General features: G+C 33.0%; 16 protein-coding genes and 3 tRNA genes. 14 read left to right on the top strand and 5 right to left on the bottom strand.

Annotated features, from left to right (window positions below):
* The first annotated feature begins 227 nt into the window (after nucleotides 1-227).
* Nucleotides 228-1,034, top strand: coding sequence for a M23 family metallopeptidase (locus PHS07_02390; protein ID MDD4607163.1), 807 nt, complete (start codon nucleotides 228-230; stop codon nucleotides 1,032-1,034).
* A gap of 192 nt (nucleotides 1,035-1,226) precedes the next feature.
* Nucleotides 1,227-2,843, top strand: a complete 1,617-nt coding sequence (locus PHS07_02385; protein ID MDD4607162.1) for a transglycosylase SLT domain-containing protein — start codon at nucleotides 1,227-1,229, stop codon at nucleotides 2,841-2,843.
* A gap of 147 nt (nucleotides 2,844-2,990) precedes the next feature.
* On the opposite strand, the gene PHS07_02380 is transcribed toward PHS07_02385, so the two are convergent.
* The 4 genes from PHS07_02380 to PHS07_02365 all read right to left on the bottom strand — a co-directional run bounded on the left by PHS07_02380 (nucleotide 2,991) and on the right by PHS07_02365 (nucleotide 3,855).
* Entirely contained in the window at nucleotides 2,991-3,401 is a 411-nt protein-coding gene (locus tag PHS07_02380; GenBank protein MDD4607161.1) for a hypothetical protein, read from the bottom strand.
* Nucleotides 3,402-3,412: 11 nt separating this feature from the next.
* Nucleotides 3,413-3,489, bottom strand: a tRNA-Met gene (locus tag PHS07_02375).
* A 155-nt stretch (nucleotides 3,490-3,644) separates the two neighbouring features.
* A tRNA-Met gene (locus PHS07_02370) sits at nucleotides 3,645-3,717 on the bottom strand.
* Between the two features lie 54 nt (nucleotides 3,718-3,771).
* Nucleotides 3,772-3,855: transfer RNA gene (locus tag PHS07_02365), tRNA-Leu, on the bottom strand.
* Nucleotides 3,856-3,944: 89 nt separating this feature from the next.
* On the opposite strand from PHS07_02365, the gene PHS07_02360 reads away from it, so the two are divergent.
* From PHS07_02360 to PHS07_02320, 9 genes are all read left to right on the top strand, one after another.
* Entirely contained in the window at nucleotides 3,945-4,709 is a 765-nt protein-coding gene (locus PHS07_02360) for a ParA family protein (protein ID MDD4607160.1), read from the top strand.
* 7 nt (nucleotides 4,710-4,716) lie between these two features.
* Nucleotides 4,717-5,583 (top strand): ParB/RepB/Spo0J family partition protein, encoded by an 867-nt coding sequence (locus tag PHS07_02355; protein ID MDD4607159.1) that lies wholly within the window; start codon nucleotides 4,717-4,719, stop codon nucleotides 5,581-5,583.
* Between the two features lie 116 nt (nucleotides 5,584-5,699).
* Complete coding sequence (rpsO, locus tag PHS07_02350; protein MDD4607158.1) at nucleotides 5,700-5,966, top strand: 30S ribosomal protein S15; 267 nt, start codon at nucleotides 5,700-5,702, stop codon at nucleotides 5,964-5,966.
* Nucleotides 5,967-5,992: 26 nt separating this feature from the next.
* Nucleotides 5,993-6,571, top strand: coding sequence for an NYN domain-containing protein (locus tag PHS07_02345; GenBank protein ID MDD4607157.1), 579 nt, complete (start codon nucleotides 5,993-5,995; stop codon nucleotides 6,569-6,571).
* A 97-nt stretch (nucleotides 6,572-6,668) separates the two neighbouring features.
* Nucleotides 6,669-8,855, top strand: a complete 2,187-nt coding sequence (locus tag PHS07_02340; GenBank protein ID MDD4607156.1) for a polyribonucleotide nucleotidyltransferase — start codon at nucleotides 6,669-6,671, stop codon at nucleotides 8,853-8,855.
* 23 nt (nucleotides 8,856-8,878) lie between these two features.
* Nucleotides 8,879-10,555 carry a hypothetical protein gene (locus PHS07_02335; protein MDD4607155.1) on the top strand — a complete coding sequence of 559 codons (1,677 nt, stop codon included), beginning with the start codon at nucleotides 8,879-8,881 and terminating at the stop codon, nucleotides 10,553-10,555.
* A 734-nt stretch (nucleotides 10,556-11,289) separates the two neighbouring features.
* Nucleotides 11,290-11,751: a signal peptidase II gene (locus PHS07_02330; GenBank protein ID MDD4607154.1), complete on the top strand. Its 462-nt coding sequence runs from the start codon at nucleotides 11,290-11,292 to the stop codon at nucleotides 11,749-11,751.
* Nucleotides 11,752-11,756: 5 nt separating this feature from the next.
* Nucleotides 11,757-13,286 carry a YifB family Mg chelatase-like AAA ATPase gene (locus PHS07_02325; GenBank protein MDD4607153.1) on the top strand — a complete coding sequence of 510 codons (1,530 nt, stop codon included), beginning with the start codon at nucleotides 11,757-11,759 and terminating at the stop codon, nucleotides 13,284-13,286.
* Nucleotides 13,287-13,901: 615 nt separating this feature from the next.
* A complete protein-coding gene (locus PHS07_02320; GenBank protein ID MDD4607152.1) occupies nucleotides 13,902-14,078 on the top strand; it encodes a hypothetical protein in 177 nt (58 codons plus the stop codon).
* Nucleotides 14,079-14,175: 97 nt separating this feature from the next.
* Here PHS07_02320 and PHS07_02315 read toward each other — a convergent pair whose 3' ends face one another.
* Nucleotides 14,176-15,426, bottom strand: coding sequence for a LysM peptidoglycan-binding domain-containing protein (locus PHS07_02315; protein ID MDD4607151.1), 1,251 nt, complete (start codon nucleotides 15,424-15,426; stop codon nucleotides 14,176-14,178).
* 105 nt (nucleotides 15,427-15,531) lie between these two features.
* Here PHS07_02315 and leuS point away from each other — a divergent pair, with 105 nt between their 5' ends.
* The 3 genes from leuS (at nucleotide 15,532) to PHS07_02300 (ending at nucleotide 19,727) form a co-directional block, all read left to right on the top strand.
* A complete protein-coding gene (leuS, locus tag PHS07_02310; protein ID MDD4607150.1) occupies nucleotides 15,532-18,042 on the top strand; it encodes a leucine--tRNA ligase in 2,511 nt (836 codons plus the stop codon).
* Between the two features lies 1 nt (nucleotide 18,043).
* On the top strand, nucleotides 18,044-18,877 hold the full coding sequence (gene rsmA / locus PHS07_02305) for a 16S rRNA (adenine(1518)-N(6)/adenine(1519)-N(6))-dimethyltransferase RsmA (protein ID MDD4607149.1): 834 nt from the start codon (nucleotides 18,044-18,046) through the stop codon (nucleotides 18,875-18,877).
* A 67-nt stretch (nucleotides 18,878-18,944) separates the two neighbouring features.
* On the top strand, nucleotides 18,945-19,727 hold the full coding sequence (locus tag PHS07_02300; protein MDD4607148.1) for a hypothetical protein: 783 nt from the start codon (nucleotides 18,945-18,947) through the stop codon (nucleotides 19,725-19,727).
* Nucleotides 19,728-19,731 lie beyond the last annotated feature (4 nt).

Here is a 19,731-nt window from a genome sequence, read left to right as displayed (position 1 = left end):
TGGTAATTTTACCATCAAGGATTGGTTTAATCCAACGAAGTTTTTCTTCGATTGTTGATTTGGGCATAGTTTTAGACATGCCCCTAGTTTAGCAAAAAGTGCAATATGTGTGTACACATTACCTTATACCCTTGACAAGAAATTAAATTTATGCTAAGATATTAATAGAAGGTTTTAATCATTCATTCTCATTGAAAATTAAAAAAAGATTATTATAAGGGGGGAAAATGAAAATGTCTATGCTTTGGGTTTCAATCTTGTTAATGGTCGTCTATAGCTACAATGAGATTGCAGCTGAGAACGTGAATTTTCAGTTGGCGACTCTAAACGAGATATCCAATTTAGATGAGGGCTTGTTTCTGTTCGAAGACACGTTGTCCTTAGAAAAAAAGAGTGGGCCAGAACATAATCTTACAAATCTAAAAGGTGAAATAATTAGTATAATCACCTTTCAAGAACAATATGAGATTTTCTGCCAGATTTGTGAGCAGATGGGATTTGATCCAGTTGGTATCTATTTGGATCTTATGAAAAGCGGAACGGTCATTGGCGATTCAATTTCTCTGCCAGTTCGTGGAGAATATTGGATAAGTAGTGGTTGGGGATCGAGGAAACATCCTCTGACCGGGAAAAAAACATTTCATCATGGTATAGATTTTGCCAGTCTCGGTGGAGCCTATACGATTAACGATGGAATAGTTGCCAGTATTGGCCAGGACGACATCTGGGGAGAATATATAGCTATTCTTCATTTAGATGGTAACTTTTCATTTTATGCTCATTTAAAGAGTGAAAATGTAGAAGTTGGACAGGTGGTTGCTCGGGGGCAGAAAATCGGCATGATTGGGAATACTGGGTCATCGACCAATACTCATTTACATTTTGCTTTATTTCAAATTAAAGAAATAAAGCAGAATAAAATGATTATCAAGGGTTGGCTTAATCCCACTCCGTTATTGAAGGGGTTAATGAGAGAAGATGTGGAAATTGTTCAAGCTAATTCCCAAATTCCTCTGGGGATGGGTGGTAAATAACCTTAAATATAAAGGGCGTCACAAGGCGCTCTTTTCTATTGACAAAAAAATTAATATATGCTAGTATATAGATAAGATAAAATAAGGATAGTTTTTTGACATTTTTTAAAAAAATAAAAAATAAAAAAGGAGAAAATTGTGAAAAACCTGTTAATGTTAATTTATGTCTTGGGAGTGGTCGGCGTTGTTATTATGGCCGTATTCACTGTCGAGGCCATTATGCAGTCAGATGAGGCGATTTGTTTTAAGGCGTATGTGTTGTTGGATAGACTTGTCTATTCAATAAATAAACATATGCCATCAAACACGGTATTTGCCTCACCACTCAGTTATAGAGTGGTTGACGGGGGGACTATTAGGACTCCAAAAGGAGTAAGTTGTAAGGAAGAAAATAGGGCTACTCTAGTTAAGGTGGCCCGCGAAGCATTTCCTGAAAAACAAAAACATTCACTTTCCAATGAAAAAATTTGGGAAAACTTAGTGGAACTATCGGGGAGAGTCGACCTAATTATTGATCAATTAGCTAGCTCTAACGTTCAACAGGAAGATTCTTTATTGAACGAGGCTAAAAAATTCGTAGCCGTAGCAAATAGTTTCTTGGTTAAGCAGGAGATAGATAGCTCCTGGCAGACAATGAAAATTGCTTGTCATCAGAAAGATTCCTTGCTTGATTATATAATTGCGAGCAAGGAAGATATTGTTTCTGCCAAGGTAAGATCGATTTATGGACCCGATTCAGCCCAGGATATTTTATTCCCTAGGGATATCGAATTTGGAATGACCGGAGAAGATGTAAGGCTTCTTCAGATAGTTTTAAATAAAGATCCCGAAACTCAATTAGCCGAATCCGGATATGGTTCTCCTGGTCGGGAAACGAATTTTTTTGGCGAATCAACCAAAGACGCCGTAAGACGTTTTCAGGAAAAATATGCCAATGAAATTTTAATCCCAATGGGCTTGGATTCCGCCAACTGCTTTGTTGGACCGAATTCTCGTAAAAAGTTAAAGAGCTTATTAGGCCAGGAAATTACCGGTATCACACTAGTATCGGGCTGTGAGATTAACGATCTTCAGGTTTGGGCAAATCGATTTGACTTAACGGGTTTGCCTGCCGAAGTTTTGAGGCAGTTAGATGTTTTGGGTATTAATTATACTCAAGACAGTGATAACGATAAACCGAGCTTTGTAAAAGCTTTAGATAGGACAAATCAATATCAGAGTTCTATTAAAGAGCAAAGCGAAATTTATCGGTTGTCGCCTAATCAGCCTAGAGCGGTTATCATTAATGAATCATTGGGGAAAGCTTGGGTGACTAGTCATAGCGGAGCTACGGGCTTAATGCAGTTGATGTATTCGACCGCTAAAGATCTTGAGGTTAATCGATACGACTCAGATGAAAACATTAAAGGTGGTTGTAAATATCTCAGCCATCTGAAATATAATCATCCCAATACAATGGGAGATAATAGAAAGGTTTTCAAAGGCTATAACTGGGGACCGAATTATAACCAGTGCAGATACGAGAAAGCTGAAGAATCGAGACTGCCAAGTGAGTCCAGAATTTATAGTTCATCGGTTTTAGCCACCTGGACAATTCTCAATTGGATTGATGAAATCGAAGTAAATAAATATCAGATTTGTCAGGCTGATGAAGGTCAGAATCTGATTAAAGCCCTCACAAATATCCAGAATTGTGAGAGTGAATTTCTCGCTGGAGTTAGAAATAATCTTAGGCGAGAATATTATGCCCAACTTAAAGAGGTAAATCCATTTTTAACGATGGTGCCTCTGGAAGTTTATATGGGTTAAATACATATATTCGCACTTTGCGCTATTATAGACTAGAAATATTGCAAGGCTATTAAGGCCAATGCAGAGGACACATAAGCGGTCCTCTTTTGATTTTATAAATAAAAAAAGATCAGAGTGATCTTTATTTAAATTTATTTTTTTAAATTATTTTCTTTTATAAAAAATTAAATAAATTAAACCAGTTAATATACCACCCGAACCACCCATAACTAAATCTAGCATAGTATCATTAAGACTTTCTTGATATATACCAAAATTTAAATAACCCATTAACCATTCGTAACATTCCCAAACAACAGCTATGCCAAGAGTGACGGTTATAGCTAAAATAATTTTTATACTCAATGGCAAGGGTTGTAATCGTTGATCAGTAATTAGTAAATTTAGTAAAATAATAGTTCCCAAACTTATAGCCACACCGCCTAGAAAATGAATTGGAATATCAATCCAATTTATATATTGATAGATATCAAAAATAATAATCAATAAGGCATGAATTAAAAAAACTGCAATAGCAGTCAAAAGAGATTTAAATAATATATCGCCTAATTTCATAAATTTAATTTTGGTACCGGGGGTGGGAATTGAACCCACGACCTCTGCGTTATGAGTGCAACGCTCTAACCATCTGAGCTACCCCGGCCCGTTAGAAGTATTGGTAATCAACGTTTCTTATGTTTTTAAATTATTTAATTATTTAAAACACTAATATTATTAATTATAAATATTTCTAACGGGCCAATGGCCTTATATTTTATGCATTTTTTTAAAGCTCTAATAAAATCTTATTTTAAAAAATTGCGGGGGCGGGACTCGAACCCGCGACCTTCAGGTTATGGGCCTGACGAGCTGCCAGCTGCTCTACCCCGCGTTGATGTTAAAATAATAACATTAAATCTTTTTTAAATCAAGTTAATAAAATATATGCCGCGAGAGAGACTCGAACTCTCATGGTATCGCTACCACTGGTGTTTGAGACCAGCGCGTCTACCAATTCCGCCATCGCGGCACAATTTAATTCTTTATCTATTGTGTCTCATTTTGTTTTTGTTGTCAACTTATTTTTAATTTATTATAATATAGTATTATATATTTTATATGGGACAAATTATTTCTCTAGTTAATCAAAAAGGCGGAGTGGGTAAGACTACTACGGCAGTAAATTTAGCGGCTTATCTTGCAAGTTTAGGTAAGTTTGTTTTATTAGTTGATATTGATCCACAGGCAAATGCCAGTTCGGGTTTAGGTTTAAATCCACGCGAAATTAATCATGGCATTTATGATGCACTGATTAATAATGTCTCGTTAAATTCTATTTTTCAAGAATCGGCTTTACATGGTTTAAAAATTGCTCCCGCTAATATTGATTTAGCTGGAGCTAATATTGAATTAACAAATTTACCACAGCGCGAATTTAAATTATATCAAGCTTTATTAGAAATCAGAAATAATTTCGACTACATTATTATAGATTGTCCGCCATCTTTAGGACTGTTAACTCTAAACGGTTTAGTCGCGGCTGAACATATTTTAGTTCCAGTGCAAGCAGAATATTATGCTTTGGAGGGATTAAGTCAATTAATGAACACGGTTAATTTGGTTAGACAGAATTTAAAACCCAATTTAAATGTATTGGGTGCGGTAATTACTATGTATCAAAAAGGCACACGTTTATCGAGAGATGTTTTAGAAGAGCTCTATCGTTATTTTCCAAATAAAATTTTTCGTTCAGTTATTCCACGCACAATTCGTTTGGCCGAGGCACCGAGCTATGGTAAAACAATTTTAGAATATGATCCCAAGTCCAAAGCGGCGCGAGCGTATGAAAAATTATCTTTAGAAGTTATTAATTCGTTAGAATAAATATATTATGACTAAATCAGGTTTGGGTAGGGGATTAGCATCTTTAATTCCCAATCAATCCTCAAATTTAAAAGAGGTTTTATCAGATGAAGCAGATTTTTTGATTTCAGACGACAAAATTTTACAAGTTGATCCTAAAAAAATTAAAGCTAATCCACATCAGCCCCGTCAGAATATTCAACATCATGATTTAGAAGAATTAATTGAGTCAATTAAAGAATATGGCATTATTCAACCCTTGGTGGTGACTAAAGAGGATAATGAATATCAGTTAATTGCTGGTGAGAGAAGGTTAAGATCAGCTGAAATTTTAGAATTAAAAACGGTCCCGGTAATCGTCAGACAAGCTCAGGAAGTTGAAAAATTAGAAATAGCTTTAATTGAAAATGTGCAACGTAAAAATTTAAATCCCATTGAACAAGCGATAGCTTATCAAAAATTAATTGATGAGTTTAATTTTACTCAAGAACAAGTAGCACAAAAAATTGGCAAAAGTCGATCAAGTGTAAGTAATCTTTTACGCCTTTTAAATTTACCAGTAGAAATCCAAAAATCTTTAGCTGAAGGCAAAATTAATGAAGGTCATGCCAAGGCTATTTTAGCTTTTGATGAACCTAAACAACAGATGAAAATGTTCCACAAGATTGTGATCGGTGGTTTAACGGTTAGAGATGTTGAACAGGAAGCCAAGACTAGTACAATCAAAAAGACTAAAATAAACGAAAAGGATTTAGCCCTGCAACAACAGGAAAAAGTTTTGCGTGATAAATTAAGCACTAAGGTGGAAATTAAAAAATCTGCCCGTGGCGGTAAAATTATTATTGAATTTTATAGTAAAGAAGATTTAGACAGAATTATCAGTCAGATTAAATAAATTCATTTGCTAGATAAAAAACTGACTTGAGAACAGTTTTTTATTTAAGGACTTGCAAAGATTTTAAATATAGTGTATGATGGGTAAATAATTAAAATTTATTATTTTTATTACATATGATTAGTAAAAAGAAAAAAGACACGATTATTAATAAATTCGCCACTCATAAAAATGATACTGGTTCAAGCCAGGTCCAGGTCGCTCTCTTGAGTGAGGAAGTCAAAGATTTAACCAATCATTTACGTGCTCATAAACAAGACTTTTCATCACGCCGGGGTTTATTGAAAAAAGTTGGTCAGCGACGTCGTCTCTTAAGATATCTCAAACGAGAAGATCTTAAAGAATATGAGAAATTAATTCAAGAATTGAAATTAAAGGGCTAATCAAGTCCTTTAATTTTATAATTATTATGATTAAACATAAAGATCAAAGAGTGGGTATATTTGTCGATGTTCAAAATATGTATCATTCGGCAAAGAATTTATATAAAGCCAATGTTAATTTTGCTGAAATTTTAAAAGTTGCTGTGGCTGATCGACGCTTAGTTAGAGCCATCGCTTATGTAGTACAATCAAAGTCTTTTGAAGAAACAGCTTTTTTTGAAGCCCTAAGTAAACAAGGCTTTGAAATTAAAATGAAAGATTTACAAATTTTTTGGGGTGGAGAAAAGAAAGCTGATTGGGATGTGGGTTTATCAGTGGATGCGATTAAAATGGCTCCTAATTTAGATGTAATAGTTTTGGTTAGTGGAGATGGAGACTATATTCCATTAATTGAGTATTTACAATATCACGGTCGTATTGCCGAGGTGGTAGCTTTTGGCGGAACAACATCCAGTAAATTAAAAGAGGTAGCAGATGATTTTGTTGATTTGGGTCAAGATCAAAATCGATTTTTAATTCATTATCCTCAAAATAAAATTAAAGCTAGAAATAAAAAAATAAATAAAATAAATAAAAACCAACCAACCAACCAACTAACTAACTAACTAACTAACTAATCTCGCGGGTCAGTAGACTGAGAGACTGAGAGACCAAAGAGGTTCTCATAGTCTTTAGCTTGCTGATCGGCGATATAAATTATCTATGAAAAAACAAGACACTCAGATTCAACGATTTGAAACTCAAATTGCTGGTCAAAATTTAATTATTGAAACTGGCAAAATAGCCGGTCAAACCAACGGTAGTTGCACTGTGCAATTAGGCGAAACTTTAGTTTTAGCTACTGCTGTTTTAAGCGATGAATCTCGGGAAGGTGTAGATTACCTTCCTCTTTTAGTTGATTATGAAGAAAAATTATATGCTGCTGGTAAAATTAAAGGTTCACGCTTTATTAAGCGTGAGGGTCGAGCGGGCGATGAGGCTATTTTAGCTTCGCGTTTAATTGATCGAGCCATTCGACCACTATTTGATCAAAGTATTCGTTATGACATTCAAGTGATAGTTACTGTTTTATCTTTCGATCAAAAGAATGATCCAGACGTTGTCGGTTTAATTGCAGCAGCTTGTGCTTTAACTATTTCTGATATTCCCTGGGCGGGACCAATCGCTGGAGTAAGAGTTGGTTTGGTTGAAAATAATTGGGTATTAAATCCAAGTTATATTGATCGCGTTAATAGTCAACTTGATTTAGTGGTAGCTGGCACACAAGATAAAGTAATTATGTTGGAAGCTGGAGCTAATCAAGTTAGTGAAGATCAAGCTTTTGAAGCTATCAAATTTGGTCAAAAATATATTGGCGAAATAATTCAATTTATTAATACAGTTCAAAAAGCAATTGGCCGAGAAAAAAAGGATAACATTATAAAACAGATAATTAGTTCTGAAGAACAACAAGTGGAAGACTTGGTTCAAAAATATGTTGATGAAAATTTAAATTCTTATTTATTTGATCAACCTTTAAAAACAAAAAGTGAAAGACAACAAGCCTTTAAAAATTTCAAAGAAAAATTAAATGAATTTTTGGAGAGCCAAAACGTTGGTAAAGAGAAAAGAGAAAAAATCATGAAAAGTATTAAAGAGCGGGCCGAAGTGAAAATTTCAGAAATGCTTTTACAAAGCAATAAAAGAATTGATGGTCGGTTGCTTGATGAAATTAGACCACTTAAAAGTGAGGTTGGTTATTTACCACACACCCACGGTACGGGTTTGTTCAGTCGAGGCGAAACACAAATTTTATCGGTTGTAACGTTGGGTTCTCCGGGCGAAGAGCAAATCTTAGACACGATGGAAGAAAATGATAGCAAAAAACGTTTTTTCCATCATTACAATTTTCCACCTTTTAGCGTCGGTGATGTCGGGCCAATGCGTGGACCAGGACGCAGAGAAATTGGTCATGGAGCTTTAGCAGAAAGAGCCTTAAGTCCAGTTATTCCTGAAAAAGAAATTTTTCCTTATACCATTAGAATTGTTTCAGAAGTTTTATCTTCCAACGGTTCTTCTTCTCAGGCTTCGGTTTGTGCTGCAACTTTATCATTGATGGATGCAGGTGTGCCAATTAAGGCTCCGGTTGCTGGAGTGGCTATGGGTTTAGTTTCCAATACTGATAAAAATGGTGATATTAAAGACTATAAGATTTTAACCGATTTACAAGATCTAGAAGATGCCGAGGGTGGTATGGATTTTAAAGTGGCTGGCACTCGTGACGGAATTACAGCCATTCAACTAGACACTAAAACACACGGCCTATCAGATGAAATCGTAAAACAAACCTTACAACGAGCACATCAAGGTAGAATAGAAATTTTAGAAAATATGAGTCAGGCAATCAAACAGCCTCGCGAAAAATTATCACCTTACGCCCCACAGATTAGAATTATTCAAATTAATCCTGAAAAAATTCGTGAAGTGATTGGTTCTGGCGGTAAAGTTATTAACGAAATTATTGACAAAACTGGAGCGAGTATTGATATTGAACAAGACGGTCATGTTTTTGTTACAGCTGATAATGCCGAGAGCTTAGATAAGGCTTGCGAATGGATTAATAATATTGTGCGCGAAGTAGAAGTTAACGAAATTTTTCAGGGCAAAGTCGTCAAAATTATGGATTTTGGGGCTTTTGTTCAATTATTACCCAATCAAGATGGTTTAGTCCATATTTCTGAAATTGCACCGTATCGCATTAATAAAGTTGAAGATGTTTTAAAAGAGGGTGACCAGGTTTTTGTTAAAGTAATCAAAAAAGACGATCATGGTAAAATTAGTTTAAGTATGAAAAATTTACCAGAGAATCAATCTTTATACAAAAACAAACCAGAGGTTGGTAAAAAATAAACATTAAAAATAATTTAAAATTAATGACCCAAATTTTAAAAAATAAAAATTTTTGGATTATTATTTTAAGTTTTATTTTATTATTAAATTTAATTTTTGGTTTTTATTTTTTAGGGTCTCGTTCGGTTGATTTGATAAAATTTTTACCGGGGGAGACTATTTTTTTATCCAAAATTAATTTAACTTCAGCTAGACTAAATTTTTGGACTTTCAATTTAATTGAAAATGATGCCTGGAAAAATTTTTGGCACAAATCTAATTTAGTTAAAAATAATTATATTTATTTAAACGAACAATTGGAACAAATTTTTCAGCCTAGCAATATAAATTTTATTACCGAAGTTGCACCATTATTTAAAGATCAAATAGTTTTAGCTCAACTGGAAATAGCTGATAATTTAGAAACAGTTATTTTGGTTAAAATTACAGATCGCACTGCTATGGAAAATTTATTTTCTAGATTGGGACAAATCGAGACCGAAGTTTATCAAGACGAAATAATTTACAATTTACAATTAAATCATGCTTTAAAAATTAAAAATCAAACTGTTCAAAATTTAAATTATACTTGGCCCAAAAAAAATATTTTAGCTATTGCTACTTCGTCTCAGGCTAGCCAAAAAATTATTGAGGTTGATAAAAAATATATTTCTTCAATTAAAAACGATCAACGCATTGAACAAAACTTATTTTCAACTCAAAATAGTTTTATACAAATTTATTGGCATCGTCATTATTGGCAATATCATTTATCGTTCGATAATTATTTTTTGCAAGAGTTGTATGGTTATTATTTTAATCAAGAAAATTTAATTATGCCGGAATGGTTGAGTTTAACGATAGATTTAAATCAGGCAGACCTGGAATGGCAAATTAGTAATTTAGATTTAATTAATAATTTTGTCACCCAGAAAATTGATCTACCTTATGAGTTGTTAAATTTAAATCAGACTAACCATAATTTTATCAAACACATTTTTAAGGAACCGATTTTCTTTACTTTAAATATAGACTGGCATCATGAAATAAAAAATATTTTGCAACAATCTAATTTTAAAAATTATTTTGAACATTTAGAAAAAAAATATAATTTTAATTTAGAACAAGATGTGCTTTCACTTTTAAAATCGGAAAATTTATGGATAGTTTTTGACAATGAATTAAATAAACCAGATAAACAAAATTTAATTGAACACTTAAATAAATGTTTTGATTTTTCTACCCCAGGCGAATGTGTTTGGATAATTAAATACGAAAAAGATTTCGATCGAACTAAATTTAAAAAAATAGAACAAATTTTACAATATATTTTAGCTCTCAAATTTCCCCAAGAAAATTTATTAACCTTACCCGATCATGATCAAGTGATAGAATTAGTGGTTAATCCTGATAATTTTAAGTTTGAACAACAGGAAGTTAATAACTATCAATATCATTTTTTACGTAATGATATTTACAATTTAGAATTTGGTTATGTGGATACTGGTGATAAGGTTTTTTACAGTAATAATTTGGATTTATTAAATCAAACTCTTTATTCTCATGAATTTTTTAATCCAGTATTAGCTGAAAAATCTATTTTAGATCAAACTCAAAGTTTGTTTTTAAAATTAAATAGTATTTATCCACAATTAAATGGTAATTTAATAATTTCAGAATTTGGCTCTGATAAGCCATTTTTAAGAGGGTATCTTGATTGATAGTTAATAAGCTGTGGATAAGTTTGAGAAAATATTATTTTTTTAAAAATAAACATGTGGACAAAATTATAAGTAATGGTCAAGAATGGCTTAAACAAAAGCCTTTTTTATATTGACTCTTATTTATAAAAATAGTATAATATAAGTAGATCCTTCTGTTTGCTAAAGAATCTAATCAGCTAAGATTCTAAGTTTACAAAAATTTTCAGGCTTGTAGATAGGGCAAACCATTATTCTTGCGGCCAGCAGTTCTTTACATAATTTAGGCTTGAAAAACCTAAAACAAAAATAAAAAGAAAATTTCTGTTCGTTGAACTCTATATAAAACGGATGGGAGTAGCCATCAAATAGAAGGTAACTAATTTCGCCTAGCTGTACGAAAAATTTTTTTCCGACCGAGATTCATAGGTGCTCTTTAGCACAACAAAAAAAGCATAAAGGGTAGTTATGACCAGTTGGAAATATTATACCGAAAGGGGCACAGGCCCCAAAATAAAAAAAGGAAAGTCTGTGTCCCTTTTTCATTTACTAAAATTTTAAAAAAATTGTATAATATAGACGTTAAGATTTTATCAAATTATTTTTTGTGTGTTGCAATCAAGTTTGAAAAAATAATCAAGGTAATTACAATTTTATGAAAAGTACACCAAAAAATTTAGCTTGCTCGGTTGGTAATTTTTACTAAAGCGATTTCATATATCGAATGTAAAAAACAAAACCAATTGGGTTAATTTATGAAAACAAAAAAAATATTTTTAATCATTATTATAAATTTATTTTGTCTTGGCTTATTATATCTTGATTTAAGATTAAAAGATTTTTTTATACAACATCCCGATTTTTATCGCGGTGTTTTTTTTGATATTCTATTTTTTAAATTTAAATCCAACCCGTATATTGCCTTGGGTATTAAAATAAATTATGGAGCGATAATTTTTTTCAATTTTTTAATTTTAATTGGTTTGATTTATTTTTTAATAAAAAAATATTTTAAATTAGAATATTTTTATATTTTAAATTTAAGTTTAATTTTAATTGGTGCGTTGAGTAATTTAATTGATCGTTTAAATCATCATTATGTGGTTGATTATATTAGCATACCCTGGTGGCCAGTTTTTAATTTGGCAGATGTGATGATTGTGGCGGGGGCAATTTTAATTTTAATTCAAGAATTAAAAATAAAAAAACAAAAATAAATTTTATGTTATCAAAAATTTTTACTTGCGCAGTTTTGGGTTTAGAATCACAATTGATAGAATTAGAAACTGCCATCTCGGCTCATTTTCCGGGATTTTTTATGGTAGGTCTGCCCGACAAAGCAATTGAAGAATCTAAGGAAAGGGTGAATCTGGCGATTAAAAATAGTGGCTTTAATTTTCCACGCTCAAAAGTAACAATTAATTTAGCACCAGCTGATTTGCATAAAGAGGGGACCGGTTATGACCTGCCAATTGCTTTGGGAATTTTATTAGCCTCCAGTCAAATTCAAATTCCAGACTTAGAAAAAAGTTTATTTGTTGGCGAGTTGGCTTTGGATGGAAAATTAAGACACACCAACGGGGTGTTGCCAATTGCTATTTTTGCTAAGGAAAATAATTTTGAAAAAATTTTTATTCCACAGGCCGATGTGGCGGAGGCAAGTTTGGTTCATGGTATTCAAATTTATCCCATTGCTAGTTTACAAGATTTAGTTAATTTTTTTATTCAACAAAAAAATATTCAACCAATTACAGCTGGATTAAATGATAAAAATTTAATTGAAGATCCAGATTTAAAATATGAATATGACATGGCTTATGTTAAAGGTCAGGAACAAGCTAAGCGGGCTTTAGAAATTGCGGCGGCCGGTGGTCACAATGTGCGCATGAGTGGCCCACCTGGCTCTGGCAAAACTATGTTAGCGCGGGCCATGACGTCAATTTTACCAACCATGACAGCTGACGAATCTTTAGAGGTAACAAAAATTTATAGTGTGGCTGGTTTATTGTCGCCACAAAAGCCGTTGATTAATCAACGGCCGTTTCGGAGTCCGCATCATACGTCGTCAGGCGTGGCTTTAGTCGGTGGTGGTCAAGTGCCTAAACCTGGAGAAATTACCTTGGCTCATCGTGGGGTGTTGTTTTTAGATGAGTTTCCAGAATTTCCACGTACAGTTTTAGAAAATTTACGCCAACCATTGGAAGATGGAGTAATTACTATTTCACGCGCTAAGGCGAGTTATACTTTTCCAGCGCGAGTGACTTTAATTGCCTCGCAAAATCCATGTCCGTGTGGTTATTATGGCGACCCATATCATGAGTGTACTTGTTCGCCTGGTCAAGTGATCAAATATCAAAAGAAAATTTCTGGGCCACTTTTGGATCGGATAGATTTACATATTGAAGTACCTCGAGTCAAAATTGAAAAATTAACTTCTGACCAAGTGGCTGAACCATCAGTTGAAATTCGCCAACGGGTGCAACGGGCACGTGATTTACAATCACAACGTTATAAGGGTTTAAATATTTTTACTAATTCAGAATTGGGTGCTAAACAAATCAGAGAATTTTGTCAGTTAAATTCAGAAGCGCAACAACTTTTAAATTCAGCTTTGCAACAGTTACATTTATCAGCGCGAGGTTATCATCGGACATTAAAAGTCGCGCGCACGATTGCGGATTTAAATCAGCAAGACGAAATTCAGTCTGAGCACATTGCCGAAGCTTTACAATATCGGGAGAAGGCGGAGTAAAAAATGAAAATCTAAATCAGGAGAAAGCAGAATAAAAAATGAAAGTTTAAAATTGAAAACTTAAACCCAAAATGTCATTCTGGAACGAGCCTGCCGATTCGGCAGGCGAGTGATAGGATCCCGTGAGATGACGAGTCGATATTTAAAAATAAATTCCCCTCCTTACCAGGAAGGGGATAAAGGGGTGGTTCTGTTTTAAACTAACTTCAGAATTAACCACCCCCTAACCCCCTTCCCAAATCAAGTTTGGGACAGGCTCTTGAAAAGGAGGGGATAATAAAGATAAATTTTTTTAAAACAAGAGAACTTTAAAAGTGATTCCCCTCCTTAAAAAGGTGGGGAGGATCTTAGAGACAATTTTAAAATTAACACTAGATCTTGCCTGTCGGTGGATAGGTGTCCCGTCTATGAGGGAATGACCCTTATGATCTTGACAAGAAAGATAATTTAAACTAGTATAAAAATAATCTAAAAGTTCTTTTAAAATAAATTCTTGAGGCGAATATTTTGAGAATCAAAAATTGGTTTTTAAAATATTCGTCTCAATTGGAGTCGAATCTGTATCTAATAAAATCTGGATATAGAAAATATACAAAAAAGAAAAGGAGAGTAAAAATGTCGAACGTCGATTTTAAAAAAGCAGAGGAAGATTTTGAGAAAAGACACAAAGATGATCCACCAATTGATTTGGAGGAATTAGAGAAAGTTTATAGAAAGATAGAGGAAGAATCTAAAAAAATGATATTAAGGCGCCCCACGCCTGAAGAAATGCGGAAACCCTTCACTGAGTAGTTAAAAAAATATTTATAATTAAGGATTTCGGTTGTCTTGGGATAAAGCTTCAAAACAAAAAGGTGACTGTATGGTCACCTTTTCTATTTAAAATTTTTTAATAAATATAACCAATAATTCGGCTATCGTTTAATTTAAGAGTTCGTTCAGAATAAATACCTAAACCTTTGTAATTCATCTCTGAAAAAGTGACTGTATTTTTGCCGACCGACTCAACATAGCCAACATGTCCCCACCAACTTTCACGCGTAGCAATAATCGAGCCGACGGTTGGGGTTTTACCAATACTGTAGCCATAAGCTTGGGCATTGCGTAACCAATGCTTAGCATCTCCACCCCAAGGAATATAACGACGAGTGGAAACATAATAAGTACAATGCCCCCAAGGAAAGATGTGTCCACCTTTGGGTGTGCCATAATATTTTTTAATTTGAGTTGAACTAGGCGCAGAATAAGTTGGCGTAGGCGTAGGCGTATATTTGATGCCACCAGGAATAATTAAATTTTGATTAAGTATCAAGGAATCGTCTACAGCTAAATGATTAAATTCTAAAATTTTATCTTTTTCGGTTTGATATTTTTTAGCTAAACTATTAATAGTGTCGCCAGATTTAATTTTATGTGAAACACCATCAATCGGCAAGACGGTAATTTTTTGACCAGGTCGGATGACGGAATTATAAGTTAAATTATTTTCCCAAAGAATCGTTTTTTGAGATAAGCCATATTTTTCAGCAATTGAACCGATGGTGTCGCCAGATTGGACAACGTAATATTCAATTTGACTTCGGGCGGGAATATAACGATCGCTAGCATTAATATTTGGATCAGCTACGAGCGTTGGATTTTCAATTAAACCACCATAGTTGGGTGTTTTTAAAATTTCAATAAATTCATTTTCCAATTTTTGATCATAAGACATAATAGGTAATAGATTTTCATTTACTAGGGTGGGAGCTGGCAATGGACCCTCGGTAATTTCTTCTTGAGAAATTTTATTTAATGAATAAAAAAGTGGTTGATCTTGATAACTACCCTCTTGAACATCAGAGGCTTTGATGTTGTGGCCAACAATTAAAATTGCTCCACCAATTATAAAAAAATGTAAAGCTTTTTTTTGTAAAATTAAAAATTTTATTTTAGACAGAGAGATGGCATTAATCAAACGGATTTTTTGAGCAAGTCGGCGACCAATTTTATAAAAGGGGAAAATTAGCCATTTAAAAAAAAGCTGGCCAACCAACTTTAAAAACCACTGTAAAGAAATTTTAATTCCAGTTTGAATTTTTTTTATTAAATATAGACTACCAATAACTAGATGCGTTAAAACATATTTAATTTTAGACATATATGATTAGCATAGCAAATTTTTTAAAAAATTTCAATAAGTTGAAAAAAAAACCAAAAAGTGATATGATGGGCTTAGTTAGACTTATTTTATAAAATTAAATATATGGAAATTAATCAAGAAGAATATCAGCCACAAATTTTTGAAAAAAAATGGCAGGAGCAATGGCAGACTCAAGGCTTACATCAAGCCAGTGACAAAAAAGACAAACCCAAATATTATTGTTTGGATATGTTTCCTTATCCGTCAGGTGAGGGTTTGCATGTCGGGCATCTTAGGGGTTATACTTATTCTGATGTGATTAGTCGTAAGAAAAAAATGCAAGGTTATAATGTTTTACATCCGATGGGTTTTGATGCTTTTGGTTTACCAGCTGAAAATTATGCCTTGGCTCATAATATTCCACCACAAGAAAGTGTGACAAAAAATATTAGTCATTTTCGCCAGCAATTAAATTCTTTTGGTTATATGTATGATTGGGATCGGGAGGTAGTGACATGTAATAGTGATTATTATAAATGGACGCAGTGGTTATTTTTACAATTATATAAAAAGGGCTTAGCTTATCACAAAGAAGCTTTTATTAATTGGTGTACCGGCTGTAAAGCGAGTTTAGCTAACGAAGAGGTTGTCGCTGGTAAGTGTGAGCGCTGTGGTAGCGAGGTGACTAAAAAGAAATTAACTCAATGGTTTTTAAAAATTACTGATTACGCCGATCGGTTATTGAACGATTTACAATATTTAAATTGGCCAGATAAAGTTAAGACCATGCAGAAAAATTGGATCGGTCAAAGTTATGGGACCGAATTTGTTATGGAAGTAATGTTTGATGGTAAAGAAAAAAAGAAAGTCGAAGAATTAACTGGTTTAGACTACAAATTAGCTGGTGCAATTAGCCCAGATGATGAAGTTAAAATTAAAATATATACCACGCGGATTGATACGATTTTTGGCATTACTTATGTAGTTTTGGCGCCAGAGCATCCGTTGGTAAATTATTTAACCACATCAGAACAAAAAAATATAGTTGAAGAATATATTCAGCAAAGTTCAAGGTTAGCCCAAAGAGAGCGATTATCTCAAGAACGTGAGAAGACGGGTGTTTTTACTGGATCATATGCTATTAATCCGGTCAATAACAAACAGGTGCCAATTTGGGTGGCGGATTATGTTTTACCAGATTATGCTTCGGGTGCGATTATGGCGGTGCCAGCGCATGACGACCGCGATTACGAATTTGCCGAAAAATATGGTTTAGAAATTATAGAAGTTATTGTGCCTGAAGGTTTAAAAGAACAAAAAAATAAAGCTTTTATTGAAGATGGTGTTTTGGTTGGTTCAGGTGAATTTACAAATTTAACTTCAGTTGAGGCGAGAGAAAAAATTACTGCTTGGTTGGAAGAACAGGGGCTGGGTTATGGCACTAAAAAATACAAATTGCGTGATTGGTTAATCTCTAGACAACGTTATTGGGGCGCACCCATTCCAATTGTTTATTGTGATAAATGTGGCGAGGTGCCTGTGCCAGAAAAGGATTTACCTTTATTATTACCAGAAATTAAAGATTTTCGTCCAACTGATACTGGTCGGTCACCCCTAGCTAGAACGGAAAACTTTGCTCAAACTACTTGTCCCAAATGTGGTGGTCCAGCACATCGCGAAACAGATACAATTTCTCAATGGGTGTGTTCGTCATGGTATTTTTGTCGTTATGCTGATTCTAAAAATGAAACAGAAATTTTTGACAAAAAGAAAGTTAAATATTGGTTGCCAGTCGATCTATATATTGGCGGCGTTGAACATGCAGTTTTACATTTATTATATGCTCGATTTTTTACCAAATTTATGTTTGATGTTGGCTTGATTGAATTTGAAGAGCCCTTTAATAAATTATTTAATCAGGGAATGATTTATTATCAAGGCAGTAAGATGAGTAAGTCTAAGGGTAATGTAGTCAACCCCGATGAAATTATTCAAAAATATGGTGTGGATACTTTAAGAATCTATGAATTATTTATGGGACCAGCCGAACAAGATGTAGAATGGAGCGATGAAAGTGTCATTGGTATTTATCGGTTTTTAGAAAAAATTTGGCAATTAGCTAATTACATTTTAAATAATCAATCTCAAGTTGAAATTGAGCCAGAATTAGAAAAATTCAAGCATAAAACCATTAAGCGTGTTGGTCAAGATTTAGATGATTTTAAATTTAATACAGCGGTAGCAGCTTTAATGGAATACGTAAATAATTTAAATGAATTTAAAAATAATAATCAGGTTATACACATTTCTTATTTAAGCGATTTAATTAAAATGATTGCCCCAATGGCACCTCATACAGCCGAAGAATTGTGGCATAGATTAGGCAACATTGGAAGTATTTTTGAACAGACTTGGCCCGACTATCAAGAAAATTTAGTAATTGACAAAACCTTTGATTTAGTTATTCAAATTAATGGTAAGGTGCGCGATACTATTATTGTTGGTGTAGAAATAAAACAAGATGAAGCTTTAGAATTAGTTAAACAACAAGAAAAAATCATTAAATATTTAGAAAACAAAGAAATTAAAAAAGTCATTTTTGTGCCAGGTCGTTTAATTAATTTAGTTATCTAAAATGCAGTTAACTTCGCCCAAAGAAGTTAAGTCAATTTTGAAAGAATATCAAGTCTTACCCAAAAAAAATAAAGGTCAGAATTTTTTGATTAGTGAAAAAGTTTTAAATCAAATAGTTGCATCAGCAGATTTAAAAAAAACTGATAGGGTTTTAGAGATTGGTCCAGGTTTGGGCATTTTGACCCAAGAATTAGCCCTTAAAACGCAACAAGTTACGAGTGTGGAATTAGATAAAAAGTTGAGCTGTTTTTTAATAGACAAGATTTTACCGCAATTTAAAAATATAGAATTGATCGAAAATGATATATTAAAATTATTTAAAAATAAAAATTTTTTAGATCAACATAAAATTAATAAAGTTGTTGCCAACTTACCATATCAAATTACTTCACAAGTTTTACGTCAATTAAGCTCACAAAAACCACTGCCAGAAACAATGGTTTTTTTAGTTCAAAAGGAAGTTGCTGAACGTATTGTTGGTCAGCCACCGCAGATGAGTTTATTGAGTTTAGCTATTCAATTTTATTGGCAGCCTAAAATTATTACTAAAGTCGAGGCAACTAAATTTTGGCCACAGCCTAGAGTTGATTCAGCTATTTTAAAATTAACTTTAAAATCAGATATTAAATATCAAATCGAAGATGAATTTTTTAAATTAATTAAAGTTGGTTTTAGTGCTAAAAGAAAAAAACTCAGCAACAACCTTAAAAATGGATTAAAAATGTCCAATCAAGAATTAGATTTAATTTTTAAAAAATTAAATTTAAATTTAAATATTCGGGCACAAGAGTTAAGATCAGAAGATTGGTTCAATTTGGTTAAAATTATATTTTGATTTTTTCTCTTGGCGGAATTTTTATCAAGTGTTATAATAATAGGTATCTTAATCTAATTTTAATTGTGTGAATAATTACGAAAAAAGGTTGTCTTGGTTTAATACTCCACAAGGAGAGAAAGCTAGTTTTTGGGGGTTAATTGGCTTAACTTTTTTTATCATTATTATTGCTTTTTTTTCTTTTCGATCAAACCTTAGATCATCTTTTACTGATTGGCAAAAAGATTTAATTGAAAAATCTCAAGAAGACAGTGAAATGGTAGTTTCAGATGAAGAATTAATAGGTTTACAAAATAAAGATACCGATCAAGACGGTCTAACTGATTTTGAGGAATTATATATTTACAAAACTAGTCCATATTTAGTTGATTCAGATAGTGATGGTAAGTCCGATCAAGAAGAAATAACTACCGGCGAAAATCCTAATTGTGCGCCGGGTCAGGATTGTGGTGTTGTTAATGAAAATACCAACAATAATCAACCAATCGAAAATATTAATAATTTAGATACATTTTCAACGAGTGATCTCGAGAGTCAAGAGTTGCGCGAATTATTATTGCAAGCTGGTGTTCCACAAGATGTTTTAAATCAGACCGATGATCAAACATTGTTTGAAGTTTATCAAGAAACCATAGAAGAGACTGGTGGTTTAGATTTGGAGGTTTTAAATCAAACCCAGGTTGAAAATTCTGATCAGCAATCAATGTTAGATTATTTTGAAAAGATGTCTGCTAGCGAGTTGAGAAGTTTAATGATTTCAGAAGGTTTTGACCCTGAAGTTTTAGATTCAATGGACGATGAAACTTTAAAAGCTACAGTTTTAGAGTCTTTAAGACAAGAAGCCAATTAATAAA

This window comes from Patescibacteria group bacterium, from assembly GCA_028707495.1.
Lineage (GTDB): Bacteria > Patescibacteriota > Patescibacteriia > UBA2591 > JAQWAS01 > JAQWAS01.
This window is presented reverse-complemented; position numbering and strand designations above follow the sequence as displayed.

Coding starts and splice junctions, on each gene's coding strand:
- PHS07_02390 (MDD4607163.1), top strand. CDS start 228: ATGAAAATGTCTATGCTTTGGGTTTCAATCTTGTTAATGGTCGTCTAT.
- PHS07_02385 (MDD4607162.1), top strand. CDS start 1,227: ATGGCCGTATTCACTGTCGAGGCCATTATGCAGTCAGATGAGGCGATT.
- PHS07_02380 (MDD4607161.1), bottom strand. CDS start 3,401: ATGAAATTAGGCGATATATTATTTAAATCTCTTTTGACTGCTATTGCA.
- PHS07_02360 (MDD4607160.1), top strand. CDS start 3,945: ATGGGACAAATTATTTCTCTAGTTAATCAAAAAGGCGGAGTGGGTAAG.
- PHS07_02355 (MDD4607159.1), top strand. CDS start 4,717: ATGACTAAATCAGGTTTGGGTAGGGGATTAGCATCTTTAATTCCCAAT.
- rpsO (MDD4607158.1), top strand. CDS start 5,700: ATGATTAGTAAAAAGAAAAAAGACACGATTATTAATAAATTCGCCACT.
- PHS07_02345 (MDD4607157.1), top strand. CDS start 5,993: ATGATTAAACATAAAGATCAAAGAGTGGGTATATTTGTCGATGTTCAA.
- PHS07_02340 (MDD4607156.1), top strand. CDS start 6,669: ATGAAAAAACAAGACACTCAGATTCAACGATTTGAAACTCAAATTGCT.
- PHS07_02335 (MDD4607155.1), top strand. CDS start 8,879: ATGACCCAAATTTTAAAAAATAAAAATTTTTGGATTATTATTTTAAGT.
- PHS07_02330 (MDD4607154.1), top strand. CDS start 11,290: ATGAAAACAAAAAAAATATTTTTAATCATTATTATAAATTTATTTTGT.
- PHS07_02325 (MDD4607153.1), top strand. CDS start 11,757: ATGTTATCAAAAATTTTTACTTGCGCAGTTTTGGGTTTAGAATCACAA.
- PHS07_02320 (MDD4607152.1), top strand. CDS start 13,902: ATGTCGAACGTCGATTTTAAAAAAGCAGAGGAAGATTTTGAGAAAAGA.
- PHS07_02315 (MDD4607151.1), bottom strand. CDS start 15,426: ATGTCTAAAATTAAATATGTTTTAACGCATCTAGTTATTGGTAGTCTA.
- leuS (MDD4607150.1), top strand. CDS start 15,532: ATGGAAATTAATCAAGAAGAATATCAGCCACAAATTTTTGAAAAAAAA.
- rsmA (MDD4607149.1), top strand. CDS start 18,044: ATGCAGTTAACTTCGCCCAAAGAAGTTAAGTCAATTTTGAAAGAATAT.